This is a genomic window from Enterobacter sp. MALB-1 (assembly GCF_041021625.1).
Lineage (GTDB): Bacteria > Pseudomonadota > Gammaproteobacteria > Enterobacterales > Enterobacteriaceae > Enterobacter > Enterobacter oligotrophicus.
In genome coordinates, this window is the sequence record NZ_JBDPJL010000001.1 from 799,381 (window position 1) to 825,534 (window position 26,154).

General features: G+C 56.4%; 25 protein-coding genes and 1 tRNA gene. 17 read left to right on the top strand and 9 right to left on the bottom strand.

Going from position 1 to position 26,154, the window contains the following annotated elements:
• Positions 1–80 precede the first annotated feature (80 nt).
• Complete coding sequence (locus ABGB15_RS03860) at positions 81–368, top strand: DUF2623 family protein (protein ID WP_152082225.1); 288 nt, start codon at positions 81–83, stop codon at positions 366–368.
• Here ABGB15_RS03860 and fucR read toward each other — a convergent pair.
• Positions 350–1,066: an L-fucose operon activator gene (gene fucR, locus ABGB15_RS03865; RefSeq protein ID WP_152082224.1), complete on the bottom strand. Its 717-nt coding sequence runs from the start codon at positions 1,064–1,066 to the stop codon at positions 350–352. The genes ABGB15_RS03860 and fucR overlap by 19 nt on opposite strands.
• Complete coding sequence (locus ABGB15_RS03870) at positions 1,063–2,046, bottom strand: sensor domain-containing diguanylate cyclase (RefSeq protein WP_215722507.1); 984 nt, start codon at positions 2,044–2,046, stop codon at positions 1,063–1,065. The genes fucR and ABGB15_RS03870 overlap by 4 nt, the downstream gene beginning before the upstream one ends.
• Before the next feature lie 234 nt (positions 2,047–2,280).
• Here ABGB15_RS03870 and ABGB15_RS03875 point away from each other — a divergent pair, with 234 nt between their 5' ends.
• Both ABGB15_RS03875 and ABGB15_RS03880 read left to right on the top strand, forming a co-directional pair.
• Positions 2,281–3,333 (top strand): ABC transporter substrate-binding protein, encoded by a 1,053-nt coding sequence (locus tag ABGB15_RS03875; RefSeq protein WP_215722508.1) that lies wholly within the window; start codon positions 2,281–2,283, stop codon positions 3,331–3,333.
• A complete protein-coding gene (locus tag ABGB15_RS03880) occupies positions 3,333–4,016 on the top strand; it encodes a molybdate ABC transporter substrate-binding protein (RefSeq protein WP_152082221.1) in 684 nt (227 codons plus the stop codon). Before ABGB15_RS03875 ends, ABGB15_RS03880 begins: the two co-directional genes overlap by 1 nt.
• Positions 4,017–4,093: 77 nt before the next feature.
• Here ABGB15_RS03880 and yghU read toward each other — a convergent pair whose 3' ends face one another.
• Positions 4,094–4,960 carry a glutathione-dependent disulfide-bond oxidoreductase gene (yghU, locus tag ABGB15_RS03885; protein ID WP_152082220.1) on the bottom strand — a complete coding sequence of 289 codons (867 nt, stop codon included), beginning with the start codon at positions 4,958–4,960 and terminating at the stop codon, positions 4,094–4,096.
• Positions 4,961–5,144: 184 nt separating this feature from the next.
• Here yghU and gss point away from each other — a divergent pair, with 184 nt between their 5' ends.
• From gss to ABGB15_RS03910, 5 genes are all read left to right on the top strand, one after another.
• Positions 5,145–7,007 carry a bifunctional glutathionylspermidine amidase/synthase gene (gss, locus tag ABGB15_RS03890; protein WP_215722519.1) on the top strand — a complete coding sequence of 621 codons (1,863 nt, stop codon included), beginning with the start codon at positions 5,145–5,147 and terminating at the stop codon, positions 7,005–7,007.
• A 128-nt stretch (positions 7,008–7,135) separates the two neighbouring features.
• The gene (locus ABGB15_RS03895) at positions 7,136–7,687 is read left to right on the top strand and encodes a peroxiredoxin (RefSeq protein WP_152082218.1); all 552 of its coding nucleotides are present in this window, start codon (positions 7,136–7,138) and stop codon (positions 7,685–7,687) included.
• 20 nt (positions 7,688–7,707) lie between these two features.
• Positions 7,708–8,940: a protein-disulfide reductase DsbD gene (locus ABGB15_RS03900; RefSeq protein ID WP_215722520.1), complete on the top strand. Its 1,233-nt coding sequence runs from the start codon at positions 7,708–7,710 to the stop codon at positions 8,938–8,940.
• Between the two features lie 20 nt (positions 8,941–8,960).
• A complete protein-coding gene (locus ABGB15_RS03905) occupies positions 8,961–9,518 on the top strand; it encodes a sigma-70 family RNA polymerase sigma factor (protein ID WP_215722521.1) in 558 nt (185 codons plus the stop codon).
• Complete coding sequence (locus ABGB15_RS03910) at positions 9,505–10,134, top strand: DUF1109 domain-containing protein (RefSeq protein WP_215722522.1); 630 nt, start codon at positions 9,505–9,507, stop codon at positions 10,132–10,134. Before ABGB15_RS03905 ends, ABGB15_RS03910 begins: the two co-directional genes overlap by 14 nt.
• A 43-nt stretch (positions 10,135–10,177) precedes the next feature.
• Here ABGB15_RS03910 and ABGB15_RS03915 read toward each other — a convergent pair.
• Positions 10,178–10,253 (bottom strand) — tRNA-Phe (locus ABGB15_RS03915).
• A gap of 95 nt (positions 10,254–10,348) precedes the next feature.
• Positions 10,349–11,062: a DUF554 domain-containing protein gene (locus tag ABGB15_RS03920; protein WP_152082214.1), complete on the bottom strand. Its 714-nt coding sequence runs from the start codon at positions 11,060–11,062 to the stop codon at positions 10,349–10,351.
• Positions 11,063–11,243: 181 nt separating this feature from the next.
• Between ABGB15_RS03920 and ABGB15_RS03925 the strand changes: the two genes are divergently transcribed.
• The gene (locus ABGB15_RS03925; protein ID WP_215722523.1) at positions 11,244–13,379 is read left to right on the top strand and encodes an ornithine decarboxylase; all 2,136 of its coding nucleotides are present in this window, start codon (positions 11,244–11,246) and stop codon (positions 13,377–13,379) included.
• Between the two features lie 88 nt (positions 13,380–13,467).
• On the opposite strand, the gene ABGB15_RS03930 is transcribed toward ABGB15_RS03925, so the two are convergent.
• Positions 13,468–14,160: a response regulator gene (locus ABGB15_RS03930; protein ID WP_215722524.1), complete on the bottom strand. Its 693-nt coding sequence runs from the start codon at positions 14,158–14,160 to the stop codon at positions 13,468–13,470.
• On the bottom strand, positions 14,150–15,787 hold the full coding sequence (locus ABGB15_RS03935; RefSeq protein ID WP_152082211.1) for a sensor histidine kinase: 1,638 nt from the start codon (positions 15,785–15,787) through the stop codon (positions 14,150–14,152). The genes ABGB15_RS03930 and ABGB15_RS03935 overlap by 11 nt, the downstream gene beginning before the upstream one ends.
• A gap of 345 nt (positions 15,788–16,132) precedes the next feature.
• On the opposite strand from ABGB15_RS03935, the gene ABGB15_RS03940 reads away from it, so the two are divergent.
• The 8 genes from ABGB15_RS03940 to citG are packed head-to-tail and all read left to right on the top strand — an operon-like array spanning position 16,133 to position 23,438.
• Entirely contained in the window at positions 16,133–17,494 is a 1,362-nt protein-coding gene (locus tag ABGB15_RS03940; protein ID WP_152082210.1) for a 2-hydroxycarboxylate transporter family protein, read from the top strand.
• A 17-nt stretch (positions 17,495–17,511) separates the two neighbouring features.
• The gene (locus tag ABGB15_RS03945) at positions 17,512–18,375 is read left to right on the top strand and encodes a fumarylacetoacetate hydrolase family protein (protein WP_152082209.1); all 864 of its coding nucleotides are present in this window, start codon (positions 17,512–17,514) and stop codon (positions 18,373–18,375) included.
• 10 nt (positions 18,376–18,385) lie between these two features.
• A complete protein-coding gene (gene citC, locus ABGB15_RS03950; protein ID WP_215722525.1) occupies positions 18,386–19,405 on the top strand; it encodes a [citrate (pro-3S)-lyase] ligase in 1,020 nt (339 codons plus the stop codon).
• Positions 19,406–19,421: 16 nt separating this feature from the next.
• Positions 19,422–19,715, top strand: a complete 294-nt coding sequence (gene citD, locus ABGB15_RS03955) for a citrate lyase acyl carrier protein (protein WP_152082207.1) — start codon at positions 19,422–19,424, stop codon at positions 19,713–19,715.
• A complete protein-coding gene (citE, locus tag ABGB15_RS03960) occupies positions 19,712–20,587 on the top strand; it encodes a citrate (pro-3S)-lyase subunit beta (RefSeq protein ID WP_152082206.1) in 876 nt (291 codons plus the stop codon). The genes citD and citE overlap by 4 nt, the downstream gene beginning before the upstream one ends.
• Before the next feature lie 10 nt (positions 20,588–20,597).
• Entirely contained in the window at positions 20,598–22,115 is a 1,518-nt protein-coding gene (gene citF, locus ABGB15_RS03965; protein WP_215722526.1) for a citrate lyase subunit alpha, read from the top strand.
• Between the two features lie 2 nt (positions 22,116–22,117).
• Positions 22,118–22,657: a citrate lyase holo-[acyl-carrier protein] synthase gene (gene citX, locus ABGB15_RS03970; RefSeq protein WP_276851924.1), complete on the top strand. Its 540-nt coding sequence runs from the start codon at positions 22,118–22,120 to the stop codon at positions 22,655–22,657.
• Complete coding sequence (citG, locus tag ABGB15_RS03975; protein ID WP_215722528.1) at positions 22,635–23,438, top strand: triphosphoribosyl-dephospho-CoA synthase CitG; 804 nt, start codon at positions 22,635–22,637, stop codon at positions 23,436–23,438. The genes citX and citG overlap by 23 nt, the downstream gene beginning before the upstream one ends.
• An 89-nt stretch (positions 23,439–23,527) precedes the next feature.
• On the opposite strand, the gene ABGB15_RS03980 is transcribed toward citG, so the two are convergent.
• Both ABGB15_RS03980 and mltC read right to left on the bottom strand, forming a co-directional pair.
• Positions 23,528–24,784, bottom strand: a complete 1,257-nt coding sequence (locus ABGB15_RS03980; protein ID WP_152082202.1) for a nucleoside permease — start codon at positions 24,782–24,784, stop codon at positions 23,528–23,530.
• Positions 24,785–25,051: 267 nt separating this feature from the next.
• Positions 25,052–26,128, bottom strand: coding sequence for a membrane-bound lytic murein transglycosylase MltC (gene mltC, locus ABGB15_RS03985; protein WP_152082201.1), 1,077 nt, complete (start codon positions 26,126–26,128; stop codon positions 25,052–25,054).
• Positions 26,129–26,154: the final 26 nt, after the last annotated feature.

The following is a 26,154-nucleotide window of genomic DNA, read 5'->3' on the forward strand; positions in this document are numbered from 1 at the left end:
TTTGTGCGGCCTTAATTTTCACTGGCTATCGCTCAAAATATCGCTATATAATTTTATATATAACGATTGAGGGCATAGCGATGGATAATCATTTTGGTAAAGGGCTGATGGCAGGCATGCGCGCCGCACAGGCTGATACGGCAAAGAACGTGGCACATTTCTGTTCGGACTATAAACGTGGTTTCGTGCTGGGGTTTTCACACCGGATGTTCGAGAAAACCGGCGATCGTCAGCTTAGCGCCTGGGAGGCGGGTATTTTGACGCGTCGTTACGGCCTGGATCGGGACATGGTGATGGACTTCTTCAGAGAGAGTCACTCGAATGCTGCGTTGCGCTATTTTATGGCAGGTTACCGCCTGGAAGGGTGAGCATCCGTAATCACGTGGGTGACCTGCGCAAGCTGGCCGATTTTCACTTCGCTTGAGCGCTGAAATTTGCTTCTGTCGATCAACAGCAGTGACTGGCTGGCGCGGTGTAGCAGGTGTGCTTTAAAGCGGGCGTTGTGTTCGACCGGGTCCCACAGGGTGCCCTGCTCATCGACGCCTTCGCAGGAGAAGATAAACAGATCGATTTCCAGCCCTTTAAGCTGAGTGGCCAGCGCCGGATTCACATAGCAGCGATATTTGCGCTCAAGCGTACCGCCGGACGAAATCAGCGTAATATTCTCGCGTTTTGCCATCTCAAGGCAGACAGGCAGACTGTTGGTGAACACGGTGAGTTCGATATCCGGCAACTGACGCGCCAGGTGAAAACAGGTGGAGCTGGCGTCAAGCGCAAGCGTCATTCCTGCGCTGATCCAGTCCAGCGCGTGGCGGGCGATATCGGCTTTATCGGCATAGTGGCTTTTTAACCGTGCACCGAACGGCTCCCCGTTATCACGGCTGTCCGGGTGGATCAGCCGTGCGCGGCCATGCTGACGTAAAATTTTCCCCTGCTGCTGGAGTCCGTTCAGATCGCGGCGGATCGTCTCTTTGCTGACGGCAAGCTGTGCGGCGAGTACATCCGTGGTCAGCCAGTCACAGCCGCTCAGCAGTTCGGTAATACGCTGCTGTCGGTTCTGTTTCATGCGTCTGCCCCCGTGCGGGAAATTGAGATCAACGTGGTGCCGATCGCCACACCATTCTTCCCGGTATGTTTAATCTGATACATCGAACGATCTGCCCGCCTCAGCGCATTAACAAAATCATCCTGTCTGCGCACTTCGTCGATACCAATCGATGCGCCAACCTGCGCCTGGCCGTTATCCAGTTCAAACGGCGTCAGCGCTGCTCGCAGGCAGCTGTGTGCCGTACTGTTAACCAGCAAACTGGAGAGCGGAAAGGGCAGCAGCAGGACAAATTCATCCCCGCCGAGACGGCCCACGATGGTGCCTTGCGGGCAATTTTCCCGCAGACGCTGGCTGAGGTGGATTAACAGTTCATCACCGCAGCGATGACCGAAGGTATCGTTAACGGTTTTAAAGTTGTCCAGGTCGATAAACGCCACGCACAACGGTCCCGCGTCTTTTAATGCTTCGAAGTGCTTAACCAAGGCATGACGGTTGGCGAGCCCGGTGAGCGGGTCATGGTTGGCAAGCTGTGCAAGCTGTTCCTCGTACTGCTTCTCTTTGGTCATATCAATGTGGGTGCCGGTAACCTTCAGCGGCTTACCGTTCTCGTCCCATTCGCTCACGCGTCCGCGATCCAGCACCCAGGTAATGGTGCCGTTTTTATGCTGCATACGATGCAGCGCTTCATAAAAGGGCGTTTTACCGTGCAGGTGATCGTAGAATGCATCCAGCACCTGCTGTTTATCGTCCGGGTGCAGATGATCGCGCCAGACCTCAAACTGGGCGCTCAGCTCTTTTGGCTGATAGCCCAACATCGAACCCCAGCGGCGGTTATAGATGATCAATTTCCCTGTCGGCACGTCGAGCTGCCACAGGCACAGGCCCGTGCCATCAAGCGCCGCGCTGAGCTTGCTGCGGGCGTCACGCGCCAGCCTGACAAGCCGGGCGTTGTGCTTTTTCAGATTTTGAATCTGCTGTTTTAGCGCCTGTTCTGACATGCGTAGAATCTTAGGGGAAATAAGAATGATTCTTGCCAGATTATGGGGGCTTGTAAATATGATGTTGAAAAAAGAGAGTGATTTGCGTTAAGGACTGACATGCTGTCGGATAGCGGTTGTGCCTGACCCAGCCTGCGGGGTCATCATACTTGTCGCTTCTACCCCCAAAGCACACCACGACTGACCAGATTAATCGTTGTATAATCCATTGCATAACGAAAATGTGAGGGCATTATGAGGCAACGTTTCTGGCAGGCAGTCGTCTTTAGCGCACTGATTTTACTTCCGTTATCTTCCCAGGCATCCCGTCAGATAACCGATCAAATTGGCCGTACCGTCACCCTTCCTGATGAGGTCGACCGCGTGGTGGTACTCCAGCATCAGACTCTTAACCTGCTGGTGCAGATGAACGCCACCGACAAAATCGTCGGCGTGATGGCGAACTGGAAACAGCAGCTTGGCGATGGCTATGCGCGCCTGGCTCCTGAGCTGAACCAGAAAGCGGCACTGGGCGATCTCACCCACGTCGACCCGGAAAAGCTGGTGGCGCTGAAGCCGCAGGTGGTGTTTGTCACCAACTATGCGCCGCAGGAGATGATCGACGCGATCGGCCGTCTTGGTATTCCGGTCGTGGCGATCTCCCTGCGTCACGATGCCGTCGGTGAAAAAGCCAAAATGAACCCGACCATGGCCGATGAAGAAAAAGCCTATGATCTGGGGCTGCGCGAGGGGATCACCCTGATTGGCGAGATCGTCAATAAACAGTCAGAAGCCAAAGCGTTGATTGATGCTACGGATAACGGCCGCAAGATGGTCAGCGAGCGCCTTAAGGATATCCCGGCAGAAAAACGCGTTCGCGCGTATATGGCTAACCCGGAACTCACCACCTACGGTTCCGGGAAATACACCGGTTTGATGATGGCACATGCGGGCGCAGTTAACGTGGCTGCGTCGACCATCCAGGGCTTTAAAACCGTGGCGATGGAGCAGGTGATCGCCTGGAACCCGCAGGTGATCTTCGTGCAGGATCGCTACCCGTCCGTGGTCAATGAGATCAACACCAGCCCGCAGTGGCAGGTCATCGATGCGGTGAAAAATAAGCGCGTTTACCTGATGCCGGACTACGCCAAAGCCTGGGGCTACCCGATGCCGGAAGCAATGGGCATTGGTGAACTGTGGATGGCGAAAAAACTCTACCCGGAAAAATTCAAGGACGTGGATATGCGCAAAGTGGCAAACGACTGGTATCAGCGCTTCTACCGCACCACCTACCAGGGCATCGACTGATGCGCGTGCTGGCGGCGGGGAGCCTGAGGGCGGTCTGGCAGCCGTTAATGGCGCATTTTCAGGAACCCGTTGAAACAGCGTTTGGTCCGGCTGGTTTGTTACGTGAACGTATTGAAGCAGGTGAGCGGTGCGACCTCTTCGCGTCAGCGAACAGGGCACATCCACAGACGCTGCTGGCCGCTGGCCGGGCGATAGCGGTTGTACCGTTTGCCAGCAACACACTCTGCCTGACGGTGCGCAGCGATGCGCTGCGCGAGGGTGATGACTGGTTATCGCTGCTCACACGTAGTGAGTTACGGATCGCCACCTCAACGGCCGGAGCCGATCCGTCGGGTGACTACACGCAAGCACTGTTTACCCGCATGGGTGAGGCTGGTAAGGCAGTGAGAGCGCGGGCAAGGGCGCGGGTAGGGGGACGTGATTCACCCCCCATTCCTGCGGGTAAGCTGGCGGCGGAGTGGATCATCGGGAGCGGGCAGGCTGAGGTGTTTATCGGTTATGCGAGCTACGCCCAGAAACTGTGCCAGATTGATGGGCTGACGGTTATCGACATCCCCGCACCGTTTAACCCGCGCGCGGAGTATGCCTGCGCGGTGATGACGGCACAGGGGAAAGACCTGGCAGATTATCTGGTATCGGAAAAGGCAAAAACGATCTTGCTCAAAGCAGGGTTCGGCGTGTAATTCAGCCGGGCGGCGCTGCGCTTACCCGGCCTGTAAAACCAGATCGCCCGGTAAGCGCAGCGCCACCGGGCAATTTATCAGCCCTGACGTTTATCTTCGGTATGGGTATCGAAATCGCTCGCCGAATGGCGCTCATGAAGCTGCTCGCTCAGCTCACCGTTGGTGCGGTTAACGATACGGCCGCGTTTCACCGCCGGACGGTTCGCCACATCTTTCGCCCAGCGCTGCACGTTGGTGTATTTTTCTGCATCCAGGAACTCGGCGGCATTATAGACGTTGCCGAGCGCCACGCTGCCAAACCACGGCCAGATGGCCATATCGGCGATGGTGTACTCTTCACCTGCCACGTAACGCCCGCGCGCCAGCTGCTTATCCAGAACATCAAGCAGACGTTTGGCTTCCATCGTGAAGCGGTCGATCGCGTACTCAATCTTCACCGGCGCATAGTTGTAGAAGTGGCCGAAACCGCCACCGAGAAACGGTGCCGCACCCTGCAGCCAGAAAAGCCAGTTGAGCGTTTCAGTACGGCCCGCCGGATCTTTTGGCAGGAAGTGACCAAATTTCTCTGCGAGGTATAGCAGGATGCTGCCGGATTCAAACACGCGCGTTGGCGGGGTGGTGGAGTGGTCACGCAGTGCCGGTATTTTCGAGTTCGGGTTCACGTCCACAAAACCGCTGGAGAACTGATCGCCCTCACCAATGCGAATTAACCACGCGTCGTACTCTGCCCCCGTCACGCCCAGCGCCAGTAACTCCTCAAGCATGATGGTCACTTTCTGGCCGTTCGGCGTGCCCAGGGAGTAGAGCTGTAGCGGATGCGAACCGACGGGCAGATCTTTCTCATGCGTCGCGCCGGAAATCGGGCGGTTGATATTGGCGAATGCGCCGCCGTTATTCTTTTTCCATTCCCACACTTTCGGTGGCTGATAAGTGTTGTCTGACATGTTGGCCTGCCTTTTTATGTGATGTGTTGAGGCAGTGTAGCAGGAGATGCATGAACCGTTTAACGATGTGAGCGTAATGGATAGGGTAGGTGTATGATGAATCCACCTCTGTCAGGTTAATTACAACGTGCAGACGACGACAACCCTTCAAAAAATTGCCGCCTGCCTGTTTTAGGTTGGAAAGATGCGTAAAGGAAAGTTAAGCAGTGACGCTCCGTTTGGGACGTTGTTAGGCTATGCGCCGGGTGGCGTGGCGATTTACTCTTCAAATTACGGCAGCCTCGATCCGCGTCATTACCCGGAAGATGCGGATTTCCGAAGCTATATCAGCAATGAATACATGGGCCATAAATGGCAGTGTGTTGAGTTTGCGCGCCGTTTCCTGTTCCTCAACTACGGTTGTGTCTTCACTGACGTCGGCATGGCGTGGGAGATTTTTTCCCTGCGCTTTTTACGTGAAGTCGTGAACGACAATATTCTGCCGCTTCAGGCGTTTGCGAATGGCTCGAAACGCGCACCGCAGGCCGGGGCGCTGTTGATCTGGCAAAAGGGCGGTGAGTTTCACGAAACCGGCCACGTTGCGGTGATCACCCAATTGTTGAACGATAAAGTGCGTATCGCCGAGCAGAACGTTATCCATTCTCCCCTCCCGCTGGGCCAGCAGTGGACGCGTGAGCTGAGAATGACCGTGGAAAACGGCTGCTACACGCTGCATGACACCTTCAACGACACCGAAATTCTGGGTTGGATGATCCAGACGGATGACACCGAACACAGTCTGCCGCAGCCGGAACCCGACGGCGAGCAGTTGAAAATCAGCGGTGCACGGCTGAAGAACAAACGCCAGTTCGACGGGAAATGGCTCAACGAAAACGATGCCCTGCAGCAGGCGTATGTTCGCGCGAACGGTCACGTGATCAATAAAGATCCCTGCCAGTATTTCACTATCACCGAAAGCGCCGAGCAGGAGCTGATCAAGGCCACCAACGAACTGCACCTGATGTATCTCCACGCCACCGACAAAGTGCTGAAAGACGACAACTTACTGGCACTTTTTGACATACCGAAAATCCTCTGGCCGCGCCTGCGCCTCTCCTGGCAGTGGCGTCGCCACCATATGATCACCGGTCGTATGGATTTCTGCATGGATGAGCGCGGCATCAAAGTGTACGAGTACAACGCCGACTCTGCCTCATGCCACACTGAGGGCGGGTTAATTCTCGAAGAGTGGGTGAAAAACGGCTATCGCGGCACCGGACACAACCCGGCGGAAGGGTTGCTGGGAGAACTTACCGGTGCATGGAAACACAGCCACGCGCGTCCATTTGTTCACATCATGCAGGACAACGATGTCGAAGAGGATTACCACGCGCTCTTTATCCAGCGTTCGCTGATGCAGGCCGGGTTCGACACTAAAATCCTGCACGGGCTGGGGGCGCTGAGCTGGGATACCGCCGGACAGCTGATTGACGACGAAGGCCGTCATGTTAATTGCGTGTGGAAAACCTGGGCGTGGGAGACGGCGATTGAGCAGATCCGTGAGGTGAGTGAGACCGAATACGCTGCGGTGCCGATCCGCACCGGGCACCCTGAAGGAGAAGTGCGCCTGATTGATGTCCTGCTGCGCCCGGAAGTGCTGGTCTTCGAACCGCTATGGACGGTGATTCCCGGCAACAAGGCCATTTTGCCGGTGCTCTGGCAACTGTTCCCGAACCATCGTTATCTGCTCGATACCGACTTCGAGGTTAACGATCTGCTGAAACAGACCGGTTATGCCGTCAAACCGATTGCCGGACGCTGCGGCAGCAATATTGACCTGATCAGCGCCCAGGATGAACTGCTGGATAAATCCAGCGGTAAGTTTGTCGATCGCAAAAACATCTACCAGCAGTTGTGGTGCCTGCCGAAGGTTGACGGTAAGTACATTCAGGTCTGTACCTTTACCGTGGGTGGGAACTACGGCGGAACGTGCCTGCGCGGGGATGAATCGCTGGTGGTGAAGAAAGAGAGCGATATTGAACCGCTGATTGTGCTGAAAGACAAATAACCTTCACCAGGGTTAAACGCCGATCCGCAAGTAACCCTTGCGGATTTTTTTATCGGCGAGCGAAACCTTTGGGCGTTAGCGTGCGAACTATTATTCATACAGCACCTTTTTCCCTGATGGAGCCGACCATGAAACGTTTAAAAACCTTGTCAGCCGCTGCCGTACTGAGTTTTTCCCTTTTCGCGATGAGCGCTCACGCCGCGCTTGAAGCCGGTGCGAAAGCGCCGGACTTCAGCCTGCAAGGTGCGCTCGGCGGTAAACCGCTGACTTTCTCGCTCCAGCAGGCGCTGCAGAAAGGCCCGGTGGTGCTCTATTTCTTCCCGGCGGCTTTTACCAAAGGTTGTACCCTTGAGGCGCACGCCTTCGCTGAAGCGACCGATGATTTCAAAAAGCTGGGCGCAACCGTCGTGGGTGTTACCGCCGGGAATGTGGATCAGGTGGACGAATTCTCGAAACTGGAGTGCCGGGATAAATTTGCCGTCGCAGCCGACCCTGGTGCGAAAGTGGCGTCGGAGTACCAGACCCTGATGCAGATGAACGGTAAAACCCTTTCTGACCGTACTTCGTTCGTCATCGCGCCGGATGGCAAAATTTTGCTGAGCTACACGGATCGTAACCCTGACGAGCATATCCAGAAAACCATGGATGCTGTGAAAAAGTACGCAAATTCGCATTCGTAATTCAGCCGCCGGGGTTCGCTATGCTCACTGCCATTCTCGCCGCCTTTGTGGGCGGCATTATTCTCAACTTTATGCCCTGCGTGTTCCCGGTCATTTCCCTGAAGGCGCTGGGTGTTCTGCGTCATCAGGGCGACACCAAAAGCGCGCGCACCGAAGGGCTGGGCTTTCTGCTCGGGGTGATCTTTACCATGCTGGTACTGGCCTCCATTCTGCTGGTGCTACGTGCGGGGGGAACGGCCGTCGGCTGGGGGTTCCAGCTTCAGTCGCCGCTGGTGATTGCCGCGCTGGCGTTGATTATTCTTGGGGCGGCGCTCAACCTGCTTGGCGTGTTTGAAGTGGGCTTGTCGTTGCAGCGGGCGGGCGAAATCCAGGTTGGACGTGGCGCGTTTACGCGCTCGGCATTAACCGGCGCGCTGGCGATTGTGGTTGCCACACCATGCTCAGCACCGTTTATGGCTGGCGCGGTGGGATATGCACTGGTGCAGCCTCCGGCCGTTTCACTGGGGATTTTTCTGGCGCTGGCCCTCGGGTTTGCTGCGCCGTTTACTCTGATTTCGCTCTTTCCGGCCATTGCCGAACGCCTGCCGCGGCCAGGAGCCTGGATGGACATCCTCAAACGCGGGCTTGCTTTCCCGATGCTGGGAGCCTTCGCCTGGCTGGTGTGGGTACTGACACAACAGGCAGGCACCACGGCGCTTGCGGCTATGCTTGCCTGCGCCGTGGTGGTGAGCTTTGCGGCATGGCTGTACGGTATGGCTCAGCGCAGGCGCTATACCGGCAAGCCGTATAAAACGCTGCTGGCCGTCACGATGGTGCTGTTGATTGCCGCCATCGGCCCGCTGCCGGGTGTGATGCACACGCAGCCTTCGCCGCCGGAAGTGCAGAGCGCCAAAAACATCACACCTGTGAAATGGTCGCCGCAGACGGTGGCAGAGATGCGCGGGCAGGGCAAAGCGATCTTTGTGAACTTTACGGCATCGTGGTGCATTACCTGCCAGGTGAACGACAAAACGTCGCTGTCGACGGAAGCGGTCAAACAGGCGCTTTCGCGCACGGGCACCGTTTATATGGTGGCGGACTCAACCAAATTTAACGCCGATATCGACGACGCTATGAATACGTTTGGGCAGGGTGGGTTGCCGTTGTATGTGGTCTACCCGGCGGATGGTAGCGCGCCAAAAGTGCTGCCGCAGGTTCTGACACCCTCCATCGTGGTCAATGCCCTCAATCAGGCAGCCGATAAAAAAGCATGAGGTAACCATTGTGGCGGAATATGGATAACGGCCTGGCTCCGCGTGATGCGTGGCCCGCGCTGATGGCTCAAGCGCAGACGGGCGATCGCAACGCGTATACACAGCTGTTGCGGGCCATTGTTCCGGTTATTCGGGCGATTGTCCGCAAGCAGATTACCGACAGCGTACTGGTTGACGATGTTATCCAGGATGTTCTGCTGACGGTTCACCGGGTGCGTCATACCTACGATCCCGCCTGTCCGTTTCTGCCGTGGCTGATGGCGATAGCCCAGGCCCGCACTGTTGATGCGTTACGCAAGCGCGGGCGTCACTGGCAGCGCGAAACCGATGAGGAGCGTGCCGCTGATGATGTTTACGCGGATACCACCGACCATCATGAAAAAGAGGAGCAACTGGCGCTGATACTGGACCAGCTTCCGGCACGTCAGCGCCAGATTGTAGAGCATATCCATCTGCAAGAGATGAGTCTCGCTGAGGCGGCTGTACGCAACAACTTAAGCGTAGCGGCAGTGAAATCGTTATTACACAGAGCATTAACCAACCTTCGCCGGATGGGAGCAAACCATGGCCGATCATGATCTTTTAATTGAGCAACTGAGCCAGAATGCCAGGCCGATACGACGGACCTGGGCAAGTAACCGACGGGTCGCCGCCTGGTTACTGATGGCTCTGCCGTGCGGCTGGTTAAGCAGCCTGGTGTTCCAGCGTGTAGCGACGGACTGGACGCAGTCGGGCGCACTGCTGGCGGCGCTTCAGCTGATCGTGGCATTTGTCACGGGGACGCTGGCTATCCGCAATGCGTTTCTGCTGAGCATTGCCGGGCGAAAACCGCTTGGCTGGAGAGGGTTTATGCCGCTGATTGCGATCTGGCTGGGGAGCGTGATGTTAAGCCTCGGACAGACGCACGTTCAGGATCACCACCCGGATGAGGTGAACTGCTATGTCTTTATGATGGCGGTCAGTGCGCCAATGGTGGCGATTGTAATCGGTTATCTGCGACGTACACGGGCACTGTATCCGCTGCGTACGCTTGCAACGGCAGGAGCAGGCGTGGCTTGTATGGCGTTAACGCTGCTGTCGTTTTGCCATCCGGTTGAGGTACATCCGGTCGATTTTTTGCTGCATGTGGCGGCGGGAGTGACGATTGTCATCGGAACGATGGTGGCAGGGTGGTGGTGGGTGACGATCCGGTAACAGAAAAGCAAAAACCCGCCTTTGGGGCGGGTTCTTTAAATAGTGGTGCCCGGACTCGGAATCGAACCAAGGACACGGGGATTTTCAATCCCCTGCTCTACCGACTGAGCTATCCGGGCAACGGGGCGCATTAAACCCGATCCGCCTTCCGCCGTCAACGAAATTTGTTGTTTTCGTTACAGACTGCACAATCCCTCGCCAGTTCGCCGCAAACTTAAGCGAAAAAGTGCGTCCAGAGCGCGGAAAGCGGCATGGCGAGCAACAGCGCGGGTAGCATATTCACCACCGCGAACATTTTAATTCCACAAATGCGCAGCCCCGTTGCCAGCAACAGCAGGCCACCGACGGCGGTAAAATCCGCCATCATGGCGGGCGTTGTCAGCGGCAGAATTAGCGTGGCGCAGGTGGCAAGTGCCAGCTGGATGATCAGCATCGGTACACAAATCGCCGCTACAGCAATGCCGAGCGTGGTGGCGAAAATGGTGGCGGTGAAGAAATCGAGGAATGCTTTGGCAATCAATATACTGGGGTCGCCGGTCATCCCTTCCTGCATCGAGCCGAAAATCCCCGTGCCGCTGGCGCAAAACAGAATAATTATCGCAACGTAGTTCTGAATAAACGACTCGTGGCTGCCATTCTTCGCCTTGCCGGGGCGTGAAATCAGGTTTTTGGCTTTGCTTACCGCGTTGTTGATGCCTTTTTCCAGATAGCAAAATTCACCAATCAGTGCGCCGAGCAGGGTTGCCAGCACCATCACCGGTAGGTTGGCGCACTTGATCACCAGCAGGATACCAATGCCTAACGAGGCCAGGCCAAATATGGAGGGCATGGATGAGCGAATACGCTCCGGTAACCGCTGGCTTAACACTGCGCCAAGTATGCCGCCCAGTAATACCGCACTGGCGTTGATAAAGGGTCCAATTACCACCGTTAACTCCTGTTACTTAATCATTGGTATTGCATGATTATGACACGTCAACACTGCATTACGCTTAGCTTTGGAAGTTTTAGTGCATACTGATTCCTTGTTGCACCTAAAAATAAAAAGTGACATGATTGCGCGAATTTTCTCCTCCCTGTCTCACCATTCGGTGAGGGTAACTGCGCCTATGAAATCCATGAAAATTGCCGTCAGCCGCGCGCTGGTGTCCTCCGTGTCTACGCACCGTGAAAAGGTGACGCTGGATAATACCGACTTCACCGATGTGGCGGCTGTCGTCATTACGGTCGCTGAAAGCTGTAGCGGCATTCTGGCGTTATTGAAACGCACGGGCTTCCAGCTTCCGGTATTTATGTTCTCACAAGAGCCGACGGATGTTCCTGATGGTGTCACGGCCGTGATCTCGGGTAAAGCACAGGAGTTTCTGGAACTGGAATCTGCCGCCAGCCAATATGAAGAGAACCTGCTGCCGCCTTTTTTTGACACCCTGAGTCAGTATGTGGCGATGGGAAACAGCACTTTTGCCTGCCCTGGTCACCAGCACGGCGCGTTTTTCAAAAAGCACCCGGCAGGGCGGCAGTTCTATGATTTCTTTGGTGAGAACGTGTTTCGCGCCGATATGTGCAATGCCGACGTTAAGCTGGGCGATCTGCTGATCCACGAAGGCTCCGCCAAACATGCACAAAAGTTCGCGGCAAAAGTCTTTAACGCAGACAAAACCTATTTTGTTCTGAACGGCACGTCGGCCGCCAACAAAGTGGTGACCAACGCGCTATTGACCCGCGGTGACCTGGTGCTGTTCGACCGCAACAACCATAAATCAAACCACCACGGTGCGCTGATCCAGGCGGGTGCTACGCCGGTTTATCTGGAGGCGGCACGTAACCCGTTTGGTTTTATCGGTGGCATCGACGCGCATTGTTTTGACGACGCCTTTCTGCGAAATCTGATCCGTGATGTCGCGCCAGAAAAGGCTGCAGAGAAGCGGCCGTTTCGTCTGGCGGTGATCCAGCTTGGCACCTACGATGGCACGATCTACAACGCCCGTCAGGTGATCGACAAGATCGGCCATCTGTGCGATTACATCCTTTTTGACTCCGCGTGGGTGGGCTACGAGCAGTTTATCCCGATGATGGCGGACAGCTCGCCGCTGCTGCTGGAACTGAATGAGAACGATCCGGGCATTTTTGTGACTCAGTCGGTGCATAAACAACAGGCCGGGTTCTCGCAAACCTCGCAGATCCATAAAAAAGATAACCACATCCGCGGCCAGGCACGTTTTTGCCCGCACAAGCGCCTTAACAATGCGTTTATGCTGCATGCCTCCACCAGCCCGTTTTATCCGCTGTTTGCCGCGCTGGACGTGAACGCCAAAATCCACGAAGGCGAAAGCGGGCGCAGGCTCTGGGCGGAGTGTGTCGAGCTTGGCATTGAGGCGCGCAAAGCGATCATTGCCAATTGCCGTATGATCAAACCCTTTATTCCGCCAGTGGTGGCGGGGCGTCCGTGGCAGGATCATCCCACTCACGCCATTGCCAGCGAGCGTCGCTTCTTCAGCTTTGAGCCGGGTGCGAAATGGCACGGTTTTGAAGGCTATGCCAGCGAACAGTATGTTGTCGACCCGTGCAAGCTGCTGCTGACCACGCCGGGCATTGATGCGGAAACCGGTAACTATACTGGCTTCGGCATTCCGGCGACCATCCTCGCGCATTATCTGCGTGAGAACGGCATCGTGCCGGAGAAGTGCGATCTGAACTCGATCCTGTTCCTGCTGACGCCTGCCGAAAGCGACGAGAAGATGGCGCAACTGGTGGCAATGCTCGGCCAGTTTGAACAGCATATTGAAGACGACACGCCACTCGCGGACGTGCTGCCGACCATTTACCAGAAGTATCCGGTGCGCTATCGCGACTACACCCTTCGCCAGCTGTGCCAGGAGATGCACGATCTCTACGTGAGCTTTAACGTGAAGGATCTGCAAAAGGCGATGTTCCGTCAGGAGAGCCTGCCTGCGGTCGCGATGAACCCGCAGGATGCGAATCAGGAATATATTCGCGGGAACGTGGAGTTAGTGCGTATTCGTGATGCTGAAGGCCGTATCGCCGCTGAAGGCGCACTGCCTTACCCGCCAGGCGTGCTGTGTGTGGTGCCGGGTGAAATCTGGGGCGGTGCGGTGCAACGGTATTTCCTGGCGCTGGAAGAGGGCGTCAATCTGCTGCCGGGGTTCTCGCCGGAACTGCAGGGCGTTTACAGCGAAAAAGATGCGGACGGGATTAAGCGGTTGTATGGGTATGTGTTGAAGTAAACCTCTGCCCGAACGTAGGCCGGGTAAGCACTAGCGCCACCCGGCGATTTGCCCGGTGGCGCAGGCTTACCGGGCCTACAAAAATCTTTTAGGCCTCCGCTCTTCGGTACATCCTTCTCGGATGCCCAATCTTCCCGTACAGCATCTCCACGCTCAGGAACCCGACCTCTACGCAGTGCTCCAGATAGCGCCGGGTGGTGGTTTTGCTCAGCCCCGTTTCGCTCACCACCTCATCCACGGAAAAACAGTGCGTCGCCTTGTCGTTAAACAGCGTCTGCACCCGCGCCAGCGTGTTCTCCTCAATGCCTTTGCTGCCGTTATCCAGGCGGTAGTTTTTTGCCTGTAGCTGATACAACGAGTCCACGTTCTGCTGGTCGACAATCTTCCAGACGCGCTGCTGCTCAGCGAACTGCACAAAGCGCTCCAGCGACTGGCTGAGCCGCTTCCAGGAAACCGGCTTCAGGATGTAGTCAAACGCGCCGTTACGAATAGCCTGGCTGCAGGTGTCCATGTCGCTGGCGGCGGTAATGAAAATCACCGAGCAGTTGGCGCGAGCCAGCATTGGGTTGCTGATAAGCGTGATGCCCTTGCCGTCCGGCAGGTAGTTATCCAGTAACATTAGCTGTGGTCGCTTGCTTTCCAGCTGTGCCTGCGCGTCTGAAAGCGATGAGGCAATCCCTGCCAGCCTCAGACGCGGGTGTTTACTGATAAGCTCCGCGTGCAATTGCGCCAGTTCGTTCTCGTCTTCAACAATCAGTACGTCGATAAGTTCATGTTGCATAATCAGTATCTTCCATTTCCTGTGCGGGACGCCGTGCGGTTCCCGTGGCGGGAATAAACAGAGAGAAAATGGCACCGCGTGGCGTGTTATCGGCAACTTCAATCGCCCCGCCAGCCTGTGTGACATAACTTTCGATCAGATACAGGCCAATACCGTGATCCCCGCGTGTTTTGGTGGTGATGCCGCGTTCAAATATCTGTTCGCGGATCTCCGGTTTGATACCGACGCCCTGGTCGGCCACTTCTATGATGAGTTCCTGTTCGTTCAGTTTTATCAGCACTTCGACCGGCTCATGCGGAAGTGGAGCGCGCTGCGTCGCTTCAATGGCGTTATCCAGCAGGTTCCCGATAATCGAGATCAGTTCTGATTCGAGCAGGGGCTGGAACGGTTTATCCATCCGGCAGGCCGGGTCGAAAATCAGCTCAACGCCTTTTTCCCGTGCGCGCGCAGCTTTACCTAACAGCAGGCCGCACAGCGTTGGGGAGCTAAAACGTGCAGAGACAAAGTCCAGCAGCTCCTGCGCGTGTTCCGACTGCGCCTGAATGTAGCCAATCGCCTCTTCGTAGCGACCCATATGCAGCAGGCCGGAGAGCGTGGTCATGCGGTTCAACTGCTCATGACGCATGATGCGCAGGTTATCGACATACCGTTTCACCTGGCTGAGCTGGGCGCTGAGGGAGTCGATCTCATTGCGATCGCGAAAGGTGATCACCCAGCCCTGCAGCGAATTTTCCAGCATGATCCGTACCCGGCTGGCAATCACCGTGAGATCGTTAAAGCGGCAGATTTCGTCATGGGTATCTTTCACCAGCATGGTCTGCGTGTTGAAGAACGGAACGGGGGCGATCACCTGGCTAATCAGCTGACCACGCAGCTCGCGTGCAGGCTGGCTCAGGCCCAGCAGCTTACGTGCCGCCTGGTTGATCACCTCTATCCGCAGGTCGTCGTCGATCGCGATCACGCCTTCATAGATCGACTCCATCATCGCCTTTTGCTGGCGCACCAGCAGGCCGATTTCACGTGGCTCAAGAGAGAATATCTGTTTTTTAATGCTGCGGGTGAAAAACCAGGAAAAGACAAACAGGGCGATTAACAACAGTACGGCGGCTATTAGAATATTGACGACTTTATTGACGGTGATGGTATCAAGATAGCTGGTGAGATAGCCCACCGAGACAATCCCGACCACCTGTCCCGCATCGTTAAAAATGGGGGCTTTGCTGCGCAGCGAAATGCCTAAACCGCCCTTGCGAATGGTGGTGGTGCTTTTACCGTGCAACACCTCGTCGTTATCCCCGCCGACCAGCGTTTTGCCTACCCGGTCAGCAAACACCGAATGGAACAGATGAAGCCCTTTATTATCGCCAATTACAATAAAACTGGCATCGCTGTGGGCCGCTATTTTCTGCATAAAGTCGTGAATGCCTTTGATATCTTTCTGCGCGACTTCATTGCGCAGAGATGGAATAAGCGCAATCTCTTCGGCCTGTATTTTGGCTCGCGCACTCATTTCCTGATAAAGCTGTCTGCCGACGTCGACATAATAATATCCACCCAGTAGCGCAAACAGTACCGAGAAAAAGGCTACCAGTGAAATAAACAGCTTGATCTGAAATGATACTTTCATAACTATCACGCAGGGTATCAACAAGGCAGGCTAATATATCATCTTTTTCGGCGCGGACGCCTGCTTTGCCGAAAACTTGTGATCCTTTGCACAGCCCGCTCTGTAAAAGATTTTTCCGAAAGGCTTATCATCTTAAGGCGAAATTAATAAATGTTATTTGTATGTTCAATTAAGAAAAGAAACCATAAAAACCACGCCAATAAATAAGGCGTAAATCACATTAAATAAAAGAAACCATTAAAACCATAGCTGCCATTAAAACTTCGCTTTTAATATGCCTTTCCTCACATAAAGTAAGCCTTTGTGACTCTAAGCTGAACCCACAAAATAACTAAGGGGCTTATTATGAGCACAACTGACGATTCATTCTCTGTTACCCACGACCCGATTGATATTCAGCGGCCTTCGCTTAAAGAGCGCTGGTGGCATATTATGGATACCTGGAAAATCGGGATTATTCCTCTGCCGCTGTTTGTCCTGGCGGGCGCGCTGATCGCCATTGATTGTCTGGGCGGAAAACTGCCGAGCGACATCGTGGTGATGGTGGCGACGCTGGCCTTCTTCGGCTTTGCCTGCGGTGAGTTTGGCAAACGCCTGCCGATTGTCGGCAAGCTCGGCGCGGCGGCGATTTGCGCCACCTTCATCCCTTCCGCGCTGGTCTATTATGGCCTGCTGCCGGACGTGGTGGTGGAATCCACGACGAAGTTTTACAAATCCACCAACATTCTCTATCTCTACATTTGCTGCATCATTGTCGGCAGCATCATGAGCATGAACCGCACGGTGCTGATTCAGGGCTTCCTGCGCATCTTCTTCCCGATGCTGTGCGGTGAAATTGTCGGCATGATTGTCGGGATGGGCGTTGGTCTGGCGCTCGGTCTTGAGCCGTTCCAGATTTTCTTCTTTATCATTCTGCCAATCATGGCAGGCGGCGTGGGTGAAGGGGCGATCCCGCTCTCTATCGGTTACGCCACGCTGTTGCACATGGATCAGGGCGTGGCGCTCGGCCGCGTGCTGCCAATGGTGATGCTCGGCGGTCTGACGGCGATCATCATCTCCGGCTGCCTGAACCAGCTCGGTAAACGCTACCCGCACCTGACCGGTGAAGGCCAGCTGATGCCAAACCGCGCGAATGCCGATACCACCGTCTCTCAGCCTGCGTTCTCCGGTAAAGCCGACGTCACCACTATTGCCTCCGGCGCGCTGCTGGCGGTGCTGCTCTACATGCTGGGGATGCTCGGTCACAAGCTGATTGGTCTGCCTGCGCCGGTTGGCATGCTGTTTATGGCCGTGCTGGTGAAGCTCTGCAACGGTGCGTCTCCGCGTCTGCTGGAAGGCTCTCAGGTGGTTTACAAATTCTTCCAGACTTCCGTGACCTATCCCATCCTCTTTGCCGTCGGCGTGGCGATCACCCCGTGGCACGAACTGGTGGCGGCGTTCACCGTCAGCAACCTGCTGGTTATCGTCAGCACCGTCTCCGCGCTGGTGGCAACCGGTTTCTTCGTCGGCAAAAAAATTGGTATGCACCCGATTGATGTCGCCATCGTCTCCTGCTGCCAGAGCGGGCAGGGCGGAACCGGCGACGTGGCGATCCTGACCGCAGGCAACCGCATGAGCCTGATGCCCTTCGCCCAGATTGCTACCCGTATTGGCGGCGCGATTAACGTCTCCGTCTCACTGCTGATACTGGGCAACTTCCTCGTTTAAGTCTTCAGGAAACAACAATGAAACTCGCAAGTTTTTTATATCAGGGAAAACGCAGCTACGGCATCGTCCAGGCCGAAGGTGTGATTGATTTAGGTCGCCGTCTGGGTGACCGCTACAGCGACCTCAAAGCGCTGTTGCAGGGCAACGGGCTGGCGCAGGCCACCCGTTATCTCAACGATGCGGTGGATGTGCCGATGAGCGCCATCACCTTTTTACCGGTGATTGAGCAGCCGGAGAAAATCCTTTGCGTGGGCATGAACTATGCCGACAAGCGCAAGGAGTTTGACCAGCACAACCCGGCTCCGACGCTGTTTGTCCGCTTCCCGGATTCGCAGACCGGCCACAATGAACCGGTACTGAAACCACGCCATTCCAGCGAATTCGATTACGAAGGCGAGCTGGCGGTGATCATCGGTAAAGGTGGCGAGAACATCAGCCGCGACGACGCGCTGCGCCATGTGGCAGGTTACAGCTGCTATATGGACGGCTCCGCCCGTGACTGGCAGCACACGTGGTTTACCGCCGGGAAAAACTGGCGTCAGACAGGCGCGTTTGGCCCGTGGATGGCAACGGCGGACGAGATCCCGGACCCGCATCAGTTAGCAATCCGTACCTGGCTGAACGGGCGCATGGTGCAGGAGGACAACACCAGCAGCATGATCCACAAGGTTGCGGAACTGATCGAGTACATCAGCACCTTCACCCGGCTCAGCCCAGGCGATGTGATCATTACCGGCTCCCCTGGTGGCGTGGGTAAAAAACGTAATCCGCCGCTGTTTATGAAAGAGGGTGACCGCATTGAGGTGGAGATCGAGCATATCGGTCATCTGAGTAATGTGATCATGGAAGCGCCAGCCACCGGGCTTGCGGCAGCACACTGAGAAACGCGGCATGAACAGTCAACCCACTATCGATTTTCGCCACACGCTTGTGGCGAAACATCCGGAACGCCTGAGCCAGATCCGTTACCTGCTGGCAGACAGCGGCCTGGGCCTCGACAACGACATCGAGCTGTTTGTCGAAGCCTGGTCCGGCTCGCAACTGGTGGGTTGCGCCGGGCTTGCTACCAACGTCATCAAATGCGTGGCGGTCAACGAGCAGCTGCGCGGCGAGAATCTCAGCGCGCGGTTGCTGGCAGAGGTAGAGAATGCCGCGCTGGAGCGCGGCCATTTTCACCTCTTCCTCTGCACTCGCCCGTGCAACAAGGAGCGCTTTGGCCGCAGCGGTTTCTGGCCGATTGCCCAGAGCGGGAACAACGCGGTGCTGATGGAGAACACGCCGCAGGGGATCGCGCGTTACTGCCGCTCGCTTGCCGCGAAGCGTAAGTATGGGGAGAAAATCGGCGCGATTGTAATGAACGCCAATCCGTTCACCCTCGGCCACCGACATCTGGTGGAGCAGGCGGCGCGGCAGTGCGATGCCCTGCACCTGTTTGTGGTGCGTGAAGATGCCTCGTTCTTCCCGTTCAGCGCGCGTCTGGAGATGGTGCGTTTGGGCGTGGCGCATCTGACGAATGTGTCAGTGCATGAAGGCTCGCAGTACATCATCTCCCGCGCCACTTTTCCGGCCTACTTCCTGAAGGAGACAGGCAAAGTGCAGCAGGCATGGAGTGAAATCGACGTGCTGATCTTCCGTGACTTCATCGCCCCGGCGCTGGGGATCACCCATCGCTTTATCGGCTCGGAGCCGTTCTGCGATATCACCCGCCAGTACAACCAGACGCTGCACGACCTTTTGGCCTCGCATATTGATGTGGTGGAGATGCCGCGCATCAAGGCCACCGGCAACGCCATTTCGGCCTCGGAAGTGCGCCGTTTACTCAGGACACAGCAGTTTTCCCGCATTCGGGAGATTGTCCCGGAATCCACTTTCGCGCATCTCGAAGCGCACTACAGCGCGGAAGTCGCATAACTATCAGGAAATTATCATGAAAATTGTTAGGGAGGCGCTGGCCGGTACGCAGGAGTCCAGCGACCTGATGGTGAAAATCGCCCCCGCCGACGGCGAGCTGGAGATTGTCATCCACAGTGAAGTGATTAAGCAGTTTGGCGAGCAGATCCGCCATGTCGTTGACGAGACATTGCGCACGATGAACGTGCACCAGGGTTTAATCATTATTGAAGACAAAGGGGCGCTGGACTGTGTGATCCGCGCCCGCCTGCAAAGCGCGCTAATGCGTGCCGCCGATGAACAGGCTATCAACTGGGGGGCGCTGAAATGAGCAAACTCCGCCGCAGTATGCTGTTCCTGCCGGGGGCTAACGCCGCCATGCTCTCAACCGCGTTTATCTACCGTCCTGACTCCATCATGTTCGATCTTGAAGACGCCGTCGCCCTGCGCGAGAAAGACACCGCGCGGATGCTGGTGTTCCACGCGCTGCAGCATCCGATGTATCAGGATATCGAAACCGTGGTGCGCATTAACCCGCTCAGCACGCCGTTTGGCCTGCTGGATCTGGAAGCCGCCGTGCGGGCGGGGGTGGACGTGATCCGCCTGCCGAAAACCGACACGCCGGATGATATCGACGAGCTGGAAGGTCACCTGGCGCGCATTGAGCGCGAATGCGGGCGCGACGTGGGATCAACCCGCGTCATGGCCGCGATTGAATCGGCAGTGGGCGTGATCAACGCCGTGGCGATTGCCCGCAGCTCTCCGCGCTTAATCGGCATCGCGCTGGCCGCCTTTGACTACGTGATGGACATGCAGACCGAGCGCGGCGACGGTACCGAACTGTTCTACGCCCGCTGTGCTGTGCTGCACGCCGCCCGCGCCGCTGGCATCGATGCCTTCGACGTGGTGTGGTCAGACGTTAACGACGAGGCCGGGTTCCTGCGCGAGGTCGAGTTGATCCGCAAGATGGGCTTTAACGGTAAATCGCTGATTAACCCGCGCCAGATTGACCTGCTGCATAACGCCTATGCGCCAACCCTGCAGGAGGTCGAGCACGCGAAGCGGGTGATCGAAGCCGCAGAAGAGGGCGAACGTAACGGCCTGGGCGTGGTATCGCTCAACGGCAAAATGGTCGACGCCCCGATTATTAACCACGCGCAGGTCGTGCTGGAGCGCGCGGCAGCCTCCGGCGTGCGTCGGTAAGGATGACAGAATGAATCAGACAGAACTTCTTCACGTGAATTTCCCCCATCTGCGGGACTTAAAACCCTTTGATACCGCCCACAGCGCGACGCCGTGGCTGGCGGACAGCGAGGCGAAGCACAGCCGCAAACTCTGTGCTTCTGTCGAAGAGGCCGTGGTGCGCAGCGGCCTGCAGGACGGGATGACCATTTCGTTTCATCATGCGTTTCGTGAAGGCGACCGGGTGATCAACACCGTTGTGGCGCTGCTGGCGCGGATGGGCTTCAAAAACCTGACGCTGGCCTCCAGCTCGCTAATGACCTGCAACGACGCGCTGATCGAGCATATCGAGAGCGGCGTCATCACCCGAATTTACACCTCTGGCATGCGCGGCAAGCTGGCGGATGCCATTTCTCACGGGCTGATGGATGAGCCGGTGCAAATTCACTCCCACGGCGGGCGCGTGAAGCTGCTGCAGGACGGTGAGCTGAATATTGACGTAGCGTTTCTTGGCGTGCCGTGCAGCGATGAGTTTGGCAACGCCAACGGTACGCACGGCAAATCAAGCTGTGGTTCACTGGGCTACGCGATGGTGGATGCGCATTTTGCCCGTAAGGTGGTGCTGCTGACTGAAGAACTGGTGCCGTTTCCCAACATGCCCGCCAGCCTGGTGCAGGATCAGGTGGACTTCATTGTGCAGGTGGAGAGCGTGGGTGACCCGGCGAAAATCAGCGTCGGCGCGGCGCGCGTCACCAGCAACCCGCGCGAGCTGATGATCGCCCGCTATGCGGCAGACGTGATTGAGCACTCCGGCTACTTCAAACCGGGCTTCTCGATGCAGACCGGCTCCGGCGCGGCGGCCACAGCCTGCACGCGCTTTATGGAAGAGAAAATGGAGCGCAGCGGCGTGAAGGCGCGCTTTGCGCTTGGCGGCATCACCGGCAGCCTGGTGGATCTGCACGAGAAAGGGCTGATTGAAAAACTGCTCGACACCCAGTGCTTTGACGGTCAGGCGGCGGCCTCGCTGGCGCGTAACCCGAACCACGTGGAGATCTCCACCAACGTCTACGCCAACCCCGGCAGCAAGGCGGCAAGCTGCGACCAGCTCGACGTGGTGATCCTCAGCGCTCTGGAAATCGACGTTGATTTCAACGTCAACGTCATCACCGGCTCCGATGGCGTGATGCGCGGCGCGTCCGGCGGGCACTGCGACGTGGCCGCTGCAGCCAACCTGACCATTGTAGTCGCGCCATTGCTGCGTAGCCGTATTCCGACGGTGGTGAAGCGCGTTACTACGCGCCTCACGCCGGGGGAGAGCATCGACGTGCTGGTCACCGATCACGGGATTGCGGTTAACCCGATGCGCCCGGAGATCCGCGAGCGTCTGCTGGCGGCTGGCCTTAACGTTGTGGATATCAACGCGCTGTATGAGCGGGCTGTCTCACTCACGGGTATGCCAAAACCGATTGAATTTACTGACAAAATCGTGGGTGTGATCCGCTATCGCGATGGCAGCGTGATTGACACCGTCCGGCAGGTAAAGGAGTAAATATGAACATAGCGACACCCGTGCGGGCGGGTGTCAGCCTGGATGAACTGCTGGCGGCGAAAGAGCGCCGCGCAGCACGCCAGACTGACTGGCTTACGCACTATCAACAACCGGTGATTTCCCTCACCCTGGTCACACCGGGGGAGATTAAAGACAGCCTGCGCTATCGCAACACCATGGGCGTGGCGCTGCAGATGTGCGACCAGTTGCTGTGGGAGAACCGCTGGCTGGTGCTGGACCGCCAGGTGCTGTGGCTCCCGACTGGGCCAGAAGCGCTGTGGTGCGTGGCTCATCCGGCCGCGGAAATTAAAGCGCACTGCGCAGAGCTGGAGCAGACGCATCCGCTCGGCAGGCTGTGGGATCTGGATGTGATTTGCCCTGAAAACGGTCACGTCGGGCGTCAGTCTTTAGGTGCGCACTTGCGTCGGTGCCTGATTTGCGACGAGCCTGCGCATGCCTGTTCCCGTTCGCGTAACCACCCTGTTGATGAGGTCGTGGCTCGCGTGGAGAAGATGATCGATGACTGGTTTGCTCGCGACTAAACCGTGCACGCTCAGTGTGCCCGCGCTTGCCGCAGAGGCGCTGTGGCAGGAGCTGGAACTGACGCCGAAACCGGGGCTGGTGGACAAGCTCAACAACGGTTCCCATCGCGATATGGACCACGCGCTGTTTGTTCGCAGTATTACGGCGATTACGCCGTGGTTTGCGCGCTTTGCTGAGCTGGGCAAGGCCCATGCGGATAAACCGGCGTCTGAGCAGTTACGTATTATCCGCCCGATGGGGATGGCCTGCGAGCAGGCGATGTACGTTGCGACAAACGGCGTGAATACGCACAAAGGCGGGATTTTCGCCCTCGGTCTGCTTTGCTTCGCTGCCGGGCGTGTGAAAAATGTATCCGCAGACAGCCTCTGTTGTGAGGTAAGTAACATCTGCAACGGTCTGGTTTCGCGTGAGTTGGTAGCACGCAGCGGACAGGCGACGGCGGGCGAGAGGCAGTATCAGCAATATGGTTTAACCGGCGCGCGCGGCGAGGCAGAGAGCGGTTTTGCCACGGTGCGTAAGGCGCTGGATATGTGGAAAGGACGATCGCTTCACAGGCTGCTGTTGTGCCTGATGGCGATCAATCAGGACAGTAATCTCGTTTCGCGCGGCGGCACTGAAGGGCTGCGCTATGTCCAGAGTTATGCGCGGGAACTGCTGGCGCATGGCTGGGATCGCGAGGCGTTGCTTAAGATGGATAACGCATTGATTGAACGAAACCTGAGTCCGGGCGGCAGCGCGGATTTGCTGTCGGTGGGGTGGGTGCTGACTGCAATAAAATAGCCGGGTGGCGCTAACGCTTACCCGGCCTGTGAACGGTGTTTTTGTAGGCCCGGTAAGGCGAAGCCGCCACCGGGCACACATCGCACAGATTAATGCGCGATCGGCTGCGCACCGTGCGGTTCGCGCACGTGCTTGTACTTGAACAGCGCGATAAACGCGAAGAACAGCACCAGCGAGTACCCCGCGAAGATAAGCCACACCGGCTGCCAGTCGGTGATGCCGTTGGTGGTATACATCTCAACCACTTTACCGCTCACCACGCCGCCCAGAATACAGCCGAAGCCGTTGGTCATCATCAGGAACATGCCTTGCGCACTGGCGCGGATTTCAGGCTTCACCTCTTTTTCCACAAACACCGAACCGGAGATGTTGAAGAAGTCGAAGGCGCAGCCGTAAACAATCATCGACAGAACCAGCAGCACGGTGCCGAACGGGCTTGGGTCGCCGTAGGCGAACAGACCGAAGCGCAACATCCACGCGGCGATACTGATCAGCATAACGTTCTTGATGCCGTAGCGGCTCAGGAAGAACGGGATGGTCAGGATGAACAGCGTCTCAGAGATTTGAGAGATGGACATCATCACCGACGCGTGTTCAACGATAAAGCTGCCGGAGAACAGCGGGTTGTTATCGAAGCTGTGCAGGAAGGTGTTGCCGAACATGTTGGTGATCTGCAGTTCCGCACCCAGCAGCATGGAGAAGATAAAGAAGATCGCCATGCGTTTGTTTTTGAACAGCGCGAATGCGTCCAGGCCGAGCATGGTGCTCCAGCTTTGGTTTTTCTGCTGGTTAGAAACCGGGATGGTTGGCAGCGTCAGGGTAAATACCGCCAGCACCACGGAGAGCGCAGCACCGATATAGAGCTGCATATGGCTCAGTTCGAAGCCCGCGAAGCTCACGCCCCACATCGCCATGATAAAACCGATGGTGCCCCAGATACGGATGGGTGGGAAATCGGTAACGATATCCATACCGGCCGATTTCAGGCGGTAGTAGGAGATGGTGTTGATCAGGCCAAGCGTCGGCATATAGGCCAGCGAGTTCAGCAGGATCACCATGAACATCGCCCCCGGCGTGGTCACTTCGGCCGCCATAAACAGCGTCCCCGCACCCACGAGGTGGCAAAGCATATACAGCCATTTCGCACTTAACCACTTATCCGCCACGATACCGAGCAGCGTTGGCATGAAGACAGCCGCAATACCGAGCGAGCTGTAGACGGCACCGATTGACGCGCCATCGAACTTGAGCGTCACAAACATATAGGAGCCGAGTGTAGTCAGCCAGCTACCCCACAGGCAGAACTGCAGAAACGACAATATTTTAAGCTGCAGCTTAAGGTTCATGTTACTTTCCTCACAAGTGAGCGGAAGATATGTTGTTATAGGAACATTCAGGGTTGTTATTTGATGCAATTCTATCAGCAGGCGACGTTATGTTTTGTTACCTCCCGCAAAAAAATGCAATCCACATTAATTTGCAGTCTGGATTGTGATGCAAATAACGTTTTCGTATGGATGGGGATGGGTGCGGCCTGATGCCCTTACCCTGACCCTCTCCCATAGGGAGAGGGGAAGCAGAACATACTCTCCCTGTGGGAGAGTATGAGCCGATCATCGACGACGATAGTTCTTCTGCGCCGTATTTACCTTGTAGAGGTAGCGCCGGGATTCCGCCGACGGGTGGCGGGTGGTGAGCGTTGAGTAGACATCTCCCGGTGCCATGCTGTTAATGATGTTCGCGGCCTGCACTTTGTCATTCGAGAAGACGCGCAGCACGCTGCCCGCGCCACCGTTATACGCGGTGATTACCGCATAGCGACGTGACGTCGGGTTATCAATTCCGCCCAGATAGACATTGTTCAGCATCGCCAGATAGGCGGTGCCGGTATCAATATTGCTCTGCGGATCAAACAGATAGCTGCGGCTCGGCGTGCCGGATTTACCCTGCGCGCGGAAGACGTCTTTACCGGCGCTGTGCTGCACAACCTGCATCAGCCCCAGCGCGTCGGAACGGCTCACCGCGTAGGGGTTAAACGATGATTCGGTCTGCATAATCGCCAGGATCAGCGACTCATCCACGCCATATTTACGCGAGGCCTGACGCACCATGCCCAGGTACTTATGCGCACGTTTGTCGAGGTGGTTCGGCACCAGGTTGATGGTGACGCTGTAGATAATCTTCAGGCCGTTGGAACGGCTTTTCAGCCGCGTTTTCAGCAGGTAGTCGGCAAAGTTAGACGCGCGGCCTTCCCAGCGGATCGGCTGGCCGGTCTGATCGACCACCTGCCCGTAGAGGAACGGCTCTTTGGAGATGGTGATGTCATCGGCATCGGAGTAGAGATCGATAGAACCAGGATCGTCACCCATCAGCAATGTTTTGATAATCGCCTGACGTAAACGTGCCGCAGGCTCAGTGCCTGCAATGGTTTCAATGGTGATCGTACCGTCATCAAAGTTGATGTGGCTACGGGTCTGATAAGCGTCGGTGTACTTAACGTAGTCCTTCGGTCCGGCAATAAGAACTTCGTTAAATCCCCAAATGTTCTCGATGTTGTGGGCAAACTGCCCCATCAGAATGTCAAAACCGTTGGTGTCCTTAACCCAGGCTTCGTTGTAATCATCGCCTTTATTTGAAGAACAAGACACAAGCAACGGCGCAACAAGCGCTAGCGCTAAAAATTTTTTCATCATTCCGGGAGTGCGTGTTGTGTTTG